This window comes from Vibrio sp. PSi01 (assembly GCF_054960695.1).
Genome location: NZ_JBHNYN010000002.1, coordinates 126447 through 139838, shown reverse-complemented (window position 1 = coordinate 139838; position 13392 = coordinate 126447). Strand labels below are relative to the sequence as shown.

The 13392-nt window shown below is 44.3% G+C and carries 12 protein-coding genes; 10 read left to right on the top strand and 2 right to left on the bottom strand.

Annotated elements, in window-relative coordinates; translation table 11 throughout:
• The first annotated feature begins 166 nt into the window (after nt 1–166).
• Complete coding sequence (locus ACFI6G_RS03770) at nt 167–1861, top strand: FAD-binding oxidoreductase (protein WP_016767954.1); 1695 nt, start codon at nt 167–169, stop codon at nt 1859–1861.
• A 215-nt stretch (nt 1862–2076) separates the two neighbouring features.
• On the opposite strand, the gene ACFI6G_RS03765 is transcribed toward ACFI6G_RS03770, so the two are convergent.
• Nucleotides 2077–4113, bottom strand: a complete 2037-nt coding sequence (locus ACFI6G_RS03765) for an acetoacetate--CoA ligase (protein ID WP_193846177.1) — start codon at nt 4111–4113, stop codon at nt 2077–2079.
• Between the two features lie 199 nt (nt 4114–4312).
• On the opposite strand from ACFI6G_RS03765, the gene phhA reads away from it, so the two are divergent.
• The 4 genes from phhA to ACFI6G_RS03745 all read left to right on the top strand — a co-directional run bounded on the left by phhA (nt 4313) and on the right by ACFI6G_RS03745 (nt 6741).
• Nucleotides 4313–5107, top strand: a complete 795-nt coding sequence (phhA, locus tag ACFI6G_RS03760) for a phenylalanine 4-monooxygenase (RefSeq protein WP_193846175.1) — start codon at nt 4313–4315, stop codon at nt 5105–5107.
• Complete coding sequence (locus ACFI6G_RS03755) at nt 5097–5435, top strand: 4a-hydroxytetrahydrobiopterin dehydratase (protein ID WP_010432321.1); 339 nt, start codon at nt 5097–5099, stop codon at nt 5433–5435. Before phhA ends, ACFI6G_RS03755 begins: the two co-directional genes overlap by 11 nt.
• Before the next feature lie 283 nt (nt 5436–5718).
• On the top strand, nt 5719–5928 hold the full coding sequence (locus tag ACFI6G_RS03750; RefSeq protein ID WP_010432323.1) for a DUF3283 family protein: 210 nt from the start codon (nt 5719–5721) through the stop codon (nt 5926–5928).
• 96 nt (nt 5929–6024) lie between these two features.
• Nucleotides 6025–6741, top strand: coding sequence for a YebC/PmpR family DNA-binding transcriptional regulator (locus ACFI6G_RS03745; RefSeq protein WP_010432326.1), 717 nt, complete (start codon nt 6025–6027; stop codon nt 6739–6741).
• Between the two features lie 242 nt (nt 6742–6983).
• On the opposite strand, the gene ACFI6G_RS03740 is transcribed toward ACFI6G_RS03745, so the two are convergent.
• Entirely contained in the window at nt 6984–7262 is a 279-nt protein-coding gene (locus ACFI6G_RS03740; protein ID WP_010432329.1) for a DUF2798 domain-containing protein, read from the bottom strand.
• Nucleotides 7263–7347: 85 nt separating this feature from the next.
• On the opposite strand from ACFI6G_RS03740, the gene ACFI6G_RS03735 reads away from it, so the two are divergent.
• The 5 genes from ACFI6G_RS03735 to ACFI6G_RS03715 all read left to right on the top strand — a co-directional run bounded on the left by ACFI6G_RS03735 (nt 7348) and on the right by ACFI6G_RS03715 (nt 13247).
• Nucleotides 7348–8247 (top strand): LysR family transcriptional regulator, encoded by a 900-nt coding sequence (locus ACFI6G_RS03735; RefSeq protein ID WP_016797822.1) that lies wholly within the window; start codon nt 7348–7350, stop codon nt 8245–8247.
• Nucleotides 8248–8264: 17 nt separating this feature from the next.
• Nucleotides 8265–9143 carry an NAD(P)-dependent oxidoreductase gene (locus tag ACFI6G_RS03730; RefSeq protein ID WP_016793268.1) on the top strand — a complete coding sequence of 293 codons (879 nt, stop codon included), beginning with the start codon at nt 8265–8267 and terminating at the stop codon, nt 9141–9143.
• 342 nt (nt 9144–9485) lie between these two features.
• Nucleotides 9486–11006 (top strand): M20 family peptidase, encoded by a 1521-nt coding sequence (locus ACFI6G_RS03725; RefSeq protein ID WP_010432334.1) that lies wholly within the window; start codon nt 9486–9488, stop codon nt 11004–11006.
• A 94-nt stretch (nt 11007–11100) separates the two neighbouring features.
• A complete protein-coding gene (locus ACFI6G_RS03720) occupies nt 11101–11709 on the top strand; it encodes a DUF3299 domain-containing protein (protein ID WP_016767959.1) in 609 nt (202 codons plus the stop codon).
• 254 nt (nt 11710–11963) lie between these two features.
• Nucleotides 11964–13247, top strand: coding sequence for a serine hydrolase domain-containing protein (locus ACFI6G_RS03715; RefSeq protein ID WP_010432338.1), 1284 nt, complete (start codon nt 11964–11966; stop codon nt 13245–13247).
• Nucleotides 13248–13392 lie beyond the last annotated feature (145 nt).

Genomic DNA, 13392 nt, shown 5'->3' with positions numbered 1-13392 from the left:
CAGGCTGTTTGCCCGCACATGCTGGACAGCACCGTCAGTTTTTTAATTAATCACCATCCATGACTAGCACGGATTCAGCTATAAACATGGCTTTTTTCGGTAGAAAGCCTCGATGGTTTTAAAGCTCTGAAGCAAGCAAATTAACAACGAAAAAATAAGGGATACTATGTCTTTTTTATCTTATCATCCGGGGGAATTAGCAGCCCAAGACAAAGCGGGAACAAGAGGCGCAGCCGCTGAACTCGCTGCCGGTAAGCGCAGTGTCCTTAGCTTTTCTTCTAGTCATGATGCATTTTTGGCAGCTCAATCATTTGCCGCTTTAGCAAGTGTTGATATAAAGAGTCAGTCTGTGTGGGTAACCCCTTTGTTCGGCAAAGCTGGTGATTTAACGGCTACCTCAGAACACGAAATTTTAATCTCCGCAAGTTGCATCCCAAACTCTGAAATACTTAAATTTATTGAGCCTGGCACGCCTCTTTCATTATTAGGAATTGATTTAAATAGAAGAATAAGACATCGCATTAGCGGCACTTCGCTAACTTCAATGAATCAAGAGAGCCGTGGATTGAATTTACAAGTTGAGGAATATAGCCCCAACTGCCCTAAATACATTAATCGTAGACAAATCATCCATGCATCAAATGAAGCGTCTGCCTTAAACAAAGATGCAAAGGCAGTAATCCGCACTCAGTTAACTCCTGATGATCAAGCGTTTGTTCGGACAATCGATACTTTGTGGATCGGCAGTTACGCACCTAATGTCGGTGCTGATTGCAATCATAGAGGCGGGCAACCAGGTTTTATACGAGTAATATCACCATCTATCATAGAGTGGCCTGAGTATCGTGGTAATGGCATGTTTTTTACCTCGGGTAATTTGGAATCTTGTGATAGAGCTGGAGTTACTTTAGTAAATTTTGAATCAGGTAGCATGATTCAAATGACAGGCCGAGCAACTGTAGATTGGGCACACGATGGGAGTTATGAAGGTGCTTCAAGGAAAATAGTCTTTCACATAACAAGTCTTATCCGAACAGACAATGTTACCAGCCATCGTTGGCAACGCTTAGATTACTCTCCTTATAACCCTGTGGTAGCGGGTGCAGAAATCTTAGATTCTGAAACTGAATATCCGCAAGTGGCAACGTTGGCGAAAATTGTGGACGAAAGCGAGCATGTTAAGACTTTCCGCTTTGTGATACCGCGTCGTATTGCTTTTCTGCCTGGTCAATATGCTACTTTTGAATTTTCCAATATTCCCGATGGTGAACCGCTTGAGGTACGTACTTGGACTCTATCGGAAACACCTAACAGTATTAATGGCGACAATACATTAGATATTACGGTGAAGCGTGTCCCAAATGGGTTGCTAACGAACTGGTTACACGACCATGCGGAGCTCGGCATGCAAGTTAAATTGCTGGGTGTTCAAGGCGAAATGACTGCAATTCGATTGGACATAGAAACGCAAAAACCGGTCGTTCCTAAACATTTGCTGTTACTGAGTGCTGGCATTGGTATTACGCCTAATCTGGCGATGGTTCGTGGTATCGGCGCATTTTCATTACAAGACCAAACCAATATTACTATGATCCACATAGAAAGAGATGAAAAGCACCTCATTAGCCAATCAGAATTATTACGCCGAGCAATGAATTACCCTAGTTTCAATTACATAAATATCATTAGTAGTCGTCAGGGGCGGTTGACAGAAGATGCACTGGAAAAGGTGGTGCCGAATGCGGCTAGCCAGCAAGCCTATATATGTGGGCCGACTCAATTTATGAGGGATATGACTGAGTACCTAGTTTCAATAGGCGTCCCAGCAGCACAAATTTATACTGAAAGTTTTGAGTTTTGAGTTTTGAGTTTTGAGTTTTGAGTTTAGCTGTTCGAGGTTTGAGGCACAGATGGTTGGACAACCGATTGGAACAGCTCAAACCTTGATTGATAATGACAGGCTCGTGCTGATTAGCCCACTTAGATAAATCGAATACGAAGATCAAAAAAACTCCGCGGCGTTAAATTCCACGGAGGACTTTTTATTTCTAAATCATGTTCTTCTAGGTCTCAGCGCTACAGCGAAACAGCACGCTTTATCTCTTCTAGAACCTCGGCGTTAGCGATTGCTCCGAGGTTTTCTACATCTTTGCCATTCACGACCTGCTTCACTGCCAACTCCACCAATTTACCAGAGCGTGTTTTTGGCACGTCGCTGATCGCAAAAATCTGGCTTGGTACATGCCTCGGTGAGCAAGAGGATTTGAGTTTACTTTTGATGGCTGTCAGTAAGTTATCATCTAAGCTCACACCTTGCTGCAGTTGAACGAACAGCCATATTTGCTCATTGCGGTCGATGTCTTTGCCGACTGCTATCGAATCAACAATGCCCTCAATGGTATTCACTTGCTGGTAGATCTCGGCAGTACCAATTCGCACGCCACCAGGGTTGAGAGTGGTGTCGCCTCGCCCGTAGAACAGGTAGCCACCATGCATGCTCTGTGCGACTTCATCACCGTGATGCCACACATTATCAAACCTGTCCCAGTAAGTGCTGTGGTAGCGCCCCCCTGTGTCATTCCAAAAACCAACAGGGAAGTTGGGTAGGGAGTTTGTACACACGAGTTCGCCACGTTCGTGATTGACCTTGTCACCAGAAGAGTTGAACACCTTGATATCGATTCCAAGCCCTGCCTGTTGGCACTCACCGCGATACACAGGCGAGATCGGGTTACCCAATACAAAGCAGCCACAAATATCCGTGCCGCCAGAAATTGAGGCTAAATGCAGGTCTTGTTTGATGTGTTTGTAAACGTAATCAAACTGCTCTGGGTAAAGCACTGATCCCGTCGAGCACAGTGTTCTCAAATGAGGAAGCGAGTGACTGTCTATTGGCGAGAGTTCGGCTTTCTCAATCGCCTCTAAATACTTGGCTGAGGTGCCAAACAACGATACATTCGCGCGCTGTGCCAAGTCCCAAAGTACATTGGTTTGCGGATAAACCGGGTTACCATCAAAGATCACCAAACAAGCCCCGCTGGCGAGCGCAGAGACGTGCCAGTTCCACATCATCCAACCACAAGTGGTGTAGTAGAACATGCGATCGTGTGGCTTAACATCGCAGTGAAGTTGATGCTCTTTTAGGTGATTGATGGTGGTGCCACCGACAGAATGCACAATACACTTGGGTTTGCCCGTTGTGCCAGAAGAGTAGAGTACAAACAGTGGTTCATTAAAGTTCACACGAGTAAATCGAAGAGGCTTTGGTTGATAGTGACTAATGATGTTTATCCAACTTTGGATTGACACACCATGTTTAACTTTGTTCTTCTCCAAATTGCTCTTCTCTAAATCATCACTTGGCTTTAAATAACCGATCTGACACACCTGCTTTAGCTCGGTTAAGTGTTCGATGATTTCATGGTTCTTGTCCGTCATATCGAACGTTTTGCCATTGAAGGTGTAGCCATCACAGGTGAATAGCACCTTAGGTTTCACTTGGCCAAATCGTTCAATCACACTCTCTACGCCAAAGTCGGGAGAGGTCGATGTCCAAATCGCCCCTAAGCTGGTGGTCGCCAACATCGCTATCACGGTTTGCGGTAGATAAGGCGTATAAGCAGCAACCAAATCACCTTGTTGAACTCCGTTATCAACAAGCCATTGTTGAACGCTAGAGACGCCTTCACTTAGGGTTTGCCATGTATAACTCTGTTGTTCGCCACGCTCATTCTCAAACCAAATAGCACGTTCATCCGGTATCTCATGCGCCAAGCGCAGCAAATTTTCGGCGTAGTTTACTTGCGCATTCGGAAACCAAACTGCATCGCGATTCGATTTAGGCTGCAGCCAGCGGCTCTCGCCTTGAGTTTTGATGAGCTCTCTTTGTGCGTTATCAATACTGTTCTGCGAGCCCACCATTCCACAAAACTGCCAAACGTTCTGCCAAAACGACTCGGGATGTTCCACGGACCATTGATGGAAATCCGTGTAGTTTTGTAATTCCCGTCCGAGTACGCCCTGCTGAGCAAGGCTATCCATGAATTGGGTTAAGTTGGCGTCTGCGATGCGCTGCTCGCTAGGTTGCCAAACTGGCTTATTGCTTTCGTGCATTCCTTTACCTTTAACAAAAAGTTAACGTTTTCAGTCTGGTATTTAGGTTTTACAAAGTCAAAAGATCAGCAAAATAAGGGGTCGCCGGAATTGTGTAAATAAAATGTTACACGATCGCCTATTTCGAAAAGTCGCGCAAATTGGCGGATATAACGAGTGGAGATAGGCTTAAAGTGAGACATTCGAAAGGAGGTGTGTAATGACTCAATATCATTCTAAGCCCGTGAGCCAAGAGGGATGGGTTGAGTGGAGCCTCGAAGAAGACGCTATTTGGCACGACTTGGTAAAAAGGCAACTGGACGTCATTAATGACTGTGCATGCGATGCTTATTTGCATGGCTTGACCCTGCTGGATCTGCCATTAGACAGAGTTCCTCAGCTTCCAGAAATAAATAAAGTTCTAATTAAAACAACAGGTTGGCAGGTTCAGCCTGTGCCTGCGTTGATCGATTTCGACCGTTTCTTTGATTTGCTCGCCAATAAGAAATTCCCAGTCGCGACCTTTCTGAGAACGCGAGACGAGTTCGATTACTTACAAGAGCCCGATTTCTTCCATGAAATTTTCGGACACTGTGCCATGCTCACCAATATCGATTTTGCGACATTCACTGAGCATTACGGAAAACTAGGCCAAGCAGCAACACCTAAACAGCGCGCCTATCTTGCCCGTTTGTATTGGTTTACGGTCGAGTTCGGTTTAGTAAAAGAAGGCGATAGGCTGAAAATCTATGGCGGCGGCATTCTTTCGTCTCCGGCGGAAACCATGTATGCGCTGGGAGCGGATTTGGCCGTTCGTGAGCGGTTTGATCTGCAAACCGTATTAAGAACACCTTATCGTATCGATATTATACAACCGAAATATTATGTGATTGATAAGCTGTCTGAACTCTTCAAAGTCAGCCAGGAAAACCTATTGCAGCAAGCTGATCTAGCGATAGATGAGGGATTATTACCACCACTTTTTGAACCTAAGGAACCAACACATGTTGAATGAACAAAAATGCGAAGCCTGCAGTATCGACGCGATTGCCCTAAGTAAAGACGAACAAAAGTCTTTACTGTTGGAGTTGTCTGATTGGCAGATCATCGAAAGAGACGGCACCCCACAGCTTGAGAAGGTGTTCAAGTTTAAGAACTACAAACAAGCATGGGCATTCAGCAATAAAGTGTCGGAGTTGGCAGAAGAAGAATTCCATCACCCTTCGATCTTATTGGAGTGGGGCAAAGTCACTGTTACTTGGTGGAGCCACTCAATCAAAGGCCTGCACAAGAATGATTTCATCTGCGCCTCACGCTGTGATGTGCTTGCTGTGAGTGAATAGTATTTTGGGTTAGGGGTTACTCTTGCAACCTTATGTGGTGTTATTACCTCATTATTCGGCTCATAAGGTGAGCTGAATAATCACCTTAATCAACTCATGGTATGAGTTGAATAAGCGATACTTTCGTATCATAGGGTGTAACTTCTCCCAAACTAGCTTGACCTGCATCAGTGACTTGCCGCTTTCTCGTCCTACAACCCCCACTATTGTTCATAGTATTGGTTTTATGAGGCTGCTCTATGATATATTTCTCGGCCAAGTGTATTACAGACGAAGGCTAATAATGTCTATCAACCTTTCACTCCTTCCACCCAGCGAGAAAAATAAAATCGAACTGGATAAGCAGGCATCGTTTCTTGTATGGAAACTGAAGCAAGCGAAATGTGGCCCTGAAGCCATTGTTGAAGAAGCAATGAAGCTAGGTGATCCAGAAGAAAAGGCTTGGTTTGAACAGTCTGTAGAAAAATACAAACGGGTAATGGGTGTCGCATAAACGCAGACAAACCTTACCCAGCAAAGCTGTAGAATTGAAATGACACAGTAATTTGCTAGAATTTGCTCCGTTAACTGAATCAGAGAGAAGATCCCGATGGGAAGAAGTTTTGAAGTGCGCAAGGCCTCAATGGCGAAAACTGCAGGCGCAAAAATTAAAGTTTATTCTAAATACGGTAAAGAGATTTACGTACTGGCTAAGAACGGTAGCTCTGACCCAGACATGAACCTACCTCTTAAGCACCTGATTGCTAAAGCGAAAAAAGACCAAGTACCAGCTCACGTTATCGAAAAAGCGATCGACAAAGCTAACGGCGGCGGCGGTGAAGACTTCCAACCAGCTCGTTACGAAGGTTTTGGCCCAGGTGGCACAAGCGTAATCGTTGACTGTCTAACTGACAACGGCAACCGTACTTTCCAAGACGTTCGCCAATGTTTCGTTAAAACTGGCGCGAAAATCGGTGTTGAAGGTACTGTTTCTCACATGTTCGCTCACCAAGCTGTATTCCAGTTTAAAGGCGAAGATGACGAGATCATTCTAGAAACGCTAATGATGGAAGACGTAGACGTGACTGACGTTGAGCTAGAAGACGGTGTTATCACTGTATTCGCTCCAACGACTGAGTTCTTCAAAACGAAGACTGCACTAAACACTGCGTTCCCAGAGCTAACTCTAGACGTTGAGGAAATCACTTTCGTTCCTCAAACGACTACGCCAGTTGCTGAAGAAGATTCTGAGAAGTTCCAGAAGTTCTTAGACATGCTTGACGACTGTGATGACGTTCAGCAGGTTTACCACAACGCTGAGCTGTAATCTTTACAGTAACAACAGTTATTAAAAAACCGAGCCTAGTGCTCGGTTTTTTTATGCCGTTTATTCAGAGATAGAAGAACTTAAAAGTGTGACTCTGGGTGTTGGCTGTTTTCTTTGTTTTTGCTTGCAGGCCGAGATTGATCGTTGTTTTCATTTCCCGTATTTGTTCGAAACTACCGGACGAATTTCCCTTGATCATCGTTCCATATTGGCGACATGATCGACCTAGTTGAGTAACCCATTTAGTTCATCATTTCCGGTGAAGTTGAAGTTTCAGGTAATGGGGTCGGCATCGTTTTAGCTTTTGGCTTGCAAATCCATGCTGCGAATTTTCGAATCAATGGCAGTACGGTTAGGTTGAGCGTGAATGCGCAAGGCCAAGCAATAAAGAAGCTTTGCAGCCAAATCGACGGCCATTCGTGGCTGAATCCCATTTTATAACCTGAGATAACTCCAGACATAATCGTTGCCATGGTCAGGGAAGACAAAAGGGCGGTGACCCAAAATTGTTTATTGTTCATGGTATGTTTCTCCCGTGATTTTCTGTTGTTGATGAGATAAGGTTACATATATCCATTAATGAGAAAAATAGGCACGTATAGAAGTATGAATTCCATATTTGGAAACATTGATGATCTGTTTTTATTCTGCGCAGTGGTTGAAGAGGGTTCTTTGCTTTCAGCATCGAAACGTCTGCAATTGCCTGTGTCGACCATGTCGCGTCGGTTAACCGCCTTGGAAGAGCGCTTGAGCATCCGCCTTCTGGAAAAGAAAGGACGAGAGCTGGTGGCCACCAAAGACGGTGAGGCGGCCTTTGCAGCGCTGAGCAGTGGTATGGAATCTTTGCATCAAGGGTTTAGTTGCCTGCTTGAAGAGCGCGATGCGATTCAAGGCAAGATAAAGCTCGCGGTGCCTCATAACTTCTATAGTGGTTTTCTTCGGCTAACGGTTGAGCAATACCTCACTCAGTATCCGAACGTGCAGCTCAATCTCATTTTGAGTCAGCAGCAAGTAGTGCCTGAAACCGATCGTGACTTGTTGATCACGTTTAAAATTTCCGACATGGACGGCATGATTGCTCGACCACTGTTTAAGGCCAAGCATGGCTTTTTTGCGAGCCAAGAATATTTAGATTCTCGTGAAGAAATTAAAAATCCAGACGATCTCGAGCATCAAGAGTGGATTAATGTCGATGATGTGTTTGATATACCGCTCTACAAATCCGATCGCTTAGAGCAGATGGTGACGATTAAACCCAAGTTCATCGTTAATGATATTTATGCCGTTGCGGCCGCAGCGCAAAAGGGGCTGGGTATCGCCTCACTGCCTTTTCGCCATGTTTCTCCAGAAATGAATCTGATTCAAGTGCTCCCTGAGTATCATCGGGGTGATCGCCAAGCGTATTTAGTGTACAAAGAAAGAAAATATCAGCCGAAGGCTTTGACCTTGCTTATCGAAACCTTGATTGAGAGCGTTCAGTCATTCCATCACGATGAGCTGAGTTAAATAAAAAGGAGTAAGAAATGAAAGTAAGTTTTATCGGGCTAGGCGTAATGGGGTTCCCAATGGCAGGCCACCTAGTCAAAGCCGGTTTTGAAGTGACGGTATTTAACCGCACTCACAGCAAAGCATTAGACTGGGCTGATAAACACCAAGGTAAAGCTGCTGAGAGCGTGGCTGAATGTGTAGCCGAAGCTGACGTAGTATTGGTTTGTGTCGGCAACGACGACGACGTGCGCAGCATGACGACCAGTGAAACAGGCGCTCTGGCCGCAATGAAGCCAAACGCGATTCTTGTTGATCACACCACAACGTCTGCGGTTCTGTCTGAAGAGCTTGAAGTGGCAGCGAAGAAAGCGGGTGTTCGCTTTATGGATGCACCAGTGTCTGGTGGCCAAGCGGGCGCAGAAAACGGCGTATTAACCATCATGTGTGGTGGCGAACAAGAGCTATTCAACGACCTTCAACCTGTATTTGAAGCTTACGGTAAGTCGTCAGTTCTAATGGGCAAAGTCGGCCAAGGCCAACGCGCGAAAATGGTCAATCAGATTTGCATTGCAGGTGTATTGAACGGCCTATCTGAGGGCTTGGTACTTGCAGAGAAATCAGGTTTGGATATCCCAACTCTGGTCGATTGCCTTAAAAACGGCGCAGCTGGCTCATGGCAGATGGAAAACCGCGCGACCACAATGGCGCAAGACAAATTCGATTTCGGTTTCGCAATTGACTGGATGATCAAAGACTTAGGTTTCTGCTTAGATGAAGCAGAGCGTCAAGGTATCCAATTGCCATTGACGGAAAAGACCAACAACGCTTACAAGGCGCTGTCTGCCGAAGGACAGGGCCGCATGGATACATCAGTATTGATGAAAGCCGTGGTTGAAGAGACGAAAAAGTCGTAAAAACTTTGCTTAGATAACAAAAATAGCCGCTGATTAGCGGCTATTTTTGTTTGTGTGAACTTAGGAATGCAGTGAAAGCGTTGGTTCTGAAACTCACCATCGAACAAAACCTTGTCACAAATCTCATATCTTAAGGTGAGCTCGGAGCATTTCCGAGAATGTAAAAACTTTTCCCCCTACAAAGTCATGTCTAATTTTACTCATCCCCCTAAAAATTGTTCCCGACGCCTTCTGATGGATGGAGTCCATCGCTAGAGATTGGTTTGGCCTGTATTGTTCGTTAATAATTACCGCATAAACCAAAACACAGATTTACTCTCTACCTAATTAAGGCTTCAAATCATGACAAAACCATCAAAACTCTTTACCAGTATCGCTTCTGCTTTGGCATTGACCGCTAGTGTTTCAGTATGGGCTGATGAGCAAGATTTTAGTTCGATGCAAATGCAAGGCGTCGAAAAAGTGGATATTCAAGTTGATATAGAAGGTGCTGCGCAACGCTTATCGCAAGCGGTTCAGTTTCAAACTATCTCTAACCAAGATCGCAGTGATTTTGATGAGCAGGCTTTTCGTGACTATCATCAATTTCTTGAAGAATCGTACCCATTAGTGCACAAAACACTCAAGCGAGAAGAAGTCGGTGACCCGCGCCCTTTCAGCTTGATTTACACGTGGGAAGGTAAAGATCCATCACTTGCTCCCGCTATTTTTATGGCGCACCAAGATGTAGTACCAATTGCAGAAGAGTCTCGTGATGAGTGGAAAGAAGAGCCGTTTTCAGGCGCGATTAAGGACGGTTATATCTGGGGTCGTGGCTCATTAGATGACAAAAACCAACTTCAGGCGCTGTTAGAAGCTACTGAGATGAAGCTAAAAGAAGGTTTCCAGCCTGAACGTACCATTTTGTTTGTATTCGGCCACGACGAAGAAGTGGGTGGGCCAGAAGGTGCCAAGCACGCGGCTGATATCATTGAGCAACGTTATGAGAAAATTGCGTTTGTTATGGATGAATCTGCTCCTCTTGTCCCAGGTATATTTCCTGGCATCCGTGAAAACACGGCATTAATCGGCATTGCTCAAAAAGGGTTCGTTAGTCTAGAGATTGCTATCAATGGTGTTGGTGGTCACTCATCACAACCGGGAGAAGAATCGAATATTGTCGCGTTAGCAAAAGCAGTTGAGAAAGTTGAAGCAGCGCAATTCCCTTACAAAATTCATGATGCGGTGAGATACCAATATCGATACATGGGGCCGGAACTCCCAGAAGCGCAGCAACCACTGTACAAAGCCGTAGCCTATGGCGAAAACGACACGGTGACGGACTTAGAGAAAAAATTTATTGATGTGATGTCTAAAAATGAGGTTACTCGCGCCATGCTTCATACTACAACGGCGGTTACTATGTTTAATGCTGGTATTAAAGACAACGTATTACCGCCAGCAGCTACCGCAGTTGTAAACTTTAGACCGATGCCGGGTGACACTCCTGAGGTGATTATCGAACATGTGAAGAAAGCGATCGGCGATGAAAGAATGACCATTCGTGATATCTCAGCATCAACGCCTGCAACCAATGTTGCGGATCCTAGTGGTCCCGGTTATGCCATGTTAGAGAAAACGATTCGCCAAACTTGGGGTAATGATCTGATTGTTTCACCGTTCTTTGTTATTGGTGGTTCAGACTCTAAACACTTCCAAGCGCGAGATTTTGCCCCTGATGTATATACAATGACGGCGATACAATTAGAAAGCGTAAAAGAATTCGAAGGCTTCCACGGCGTGAACGAACGTATCTTAGTTGAAGAATACGGTCGCTCTATTGGGTTCTTCTACCAACTAATGGATAACCTCGAAAGTTTGTAATTTAAATATTATTGACTCATATAAAACGAGACGATGGCTAAGATTTTCTTAGCCATTTTTTCATTAGCCCTTGTTCTAATAAGAAAATATTGACATGAAAAATACATTATTAATGGTTATGGCTTGCTGTTTTAGTTTGTTCACACAAGCTGCTGAAACGATATCTTGGGAGTCATTAAGACCTGTGCAGAATCAGTATCAGGTTCTTTCTCCTGGGAATAAGGCGCTACTTTCTGAGATTTACGCCTACGAGGCTGTTCAAAAAACTCGTCAGTTAAGTCCAATGGAAAAAGATGGATACAATCAACGTGTGGTATTGGCTGAACAATTTGGCTTAAACGTACGTGAGCTGCTTGTACAAAGAACACAACAAACGAACGATATTGTTCCCGACCTTAGTATTAACGATATGAAATTAGCCGGATTTTTAGTACCGCTCGAAATGGAAGGTTTAATAGGAAAGCAGTTTATATTGGTGCCTACCGCAGGGGCTTGCATTCACACACCTCCCCCACCTGTAAACCAAACGATTTTAGTCGAATTTCCAGAAGGCCATGAATTACAAAGTTTATACACACCAGTATGGGTGACAGGGAATATTAAAACAGGGGCGGTTGATACGTCGGTTGCACTTTCTGATGGCAATCAAGATATTCAAACTGGATACGTCATTGATGCGTCGGATATTGAGCTTTACCACTAAATCTGTTCAACGAATTTAGAATATAAAATGGTGACTAACGGGGGAATCGTTAGGTTCAATCGGCTCACTATGTACCGTCTAACTCACTTATCTTCATGCTCCCCACTTCGATCTTTGATGGGGGCAACCCATCGGAGGCGATGAGGTGTTATTCCGTTTTCCTTATACCGTATCTGTATTAACAAAGGCGACTGACTCGCAGCTTTTGCATGCAGTCCGCCCTACAGCACTTATATACCAATAGGAAAACCAATATGAAAAGCTTAATCGCTATATCCATAGTAACGGCTCTGTCGGCAGGCTCAGCGTGTGCTAATGAGATCGTTAATGAATCATCCACAAATGTAGATGTTTACAACACTCATGACTTTTTTTTGAAAAAAGGCAATCGAGTTAAACTTCAGTTTCCTATCGAGCAATCCAAGTTTGCTTGGCAGAACCTAAGTCGTTTCTACCCTACCGCTCAAATAGAACGGGATGGGCCTGTCTATCAATTCCCATATCAAATTGACCAAAATATTGGCGAAATATCAGCGACTGTACACGGTGAAAGCAAGACTCTAAACGAACATCTCAATTCCTATCCTGTCGATGCTTTTCTTGTTGTTAAGAACGGAGAGGTTGTCTTTGAGCGTTACAACACGATGCGAAAAACAGACAAGCATAATTGGTTTTCAAACTCGAAAATTACAGTAGGTATCGAGCTGGCTAAATTGGTCAACGAGGGGCAAGTTAACCCAGGAGACCCTATTTCTAAATACATTCCTGAATTAAAGGGATCTGACTGGGACATGGTATCCGTTTCTGATACTGCAAATATGGCGACAGGCTTGAACGCAACAGAGCATGATGAGCCAGAGGCAGACTCACGTATAAACCCAGAACAACCTTGGTTTAAATGGGCGGTTTCCATTGGCGTGTTTGAAGGTCAAGGCAACCAAAGCCCACTTGAAGTACTTGCTGAAATGAAGCGAAGAGCACCGGGCGGAAAAACATTCGAATACAATTCAATTAATACGTTTGTTCTAGCTCGGCTTATTGAGAACGTTCGTAACTTACCCATGAATGAGATTGTCAGCCGTGATATGTGGCAGAAGATGGGGGCTAATAATGACGCTTATACTGTCGTTTCTCCACAAGGGGGATACCCTTTAATGTTTTTCTCAATGAATACCACAATTGAAGATATGACTAAATTCGGCATGTTACTTACTCCGTCCGCCATAAAGTTGGGTAATGGTGGAGTTAGCAAAGAAGTCATTACGTTAATTCAAGACTCTGGTAACTCAGAAGCTTACGGTGGTGGTTATGTTGGCAAGATGATGGAAAACTCTTTCTACAACGACACAAACATCAAGAATGGTTATCAATTTGATGCAATCTTTGAGGATGGCGACTTATTCAAGGCAGGTGTTGGCGGTCAAGGTGTGTATATTTCACCAGAAAAAGACTTAGTTATATCTTTCTTTTCAACCAGTAACGGTAAAAACCAAGAAGAAACTTATGCTCGTGAGATTGCGAAATATTTTAGCCGCTAATTATGCACGGTGATTACCACCTAATGTGACCAATCATTGATAGATTTGAACATTGAATAAGTTTTATCTTTTTTGTAACGCCAGTCGCCTGACTGGCGTTTTTTGTTTGCTGAGTTTGGTTATTGATTCCTTGCGAGCGGGTGAT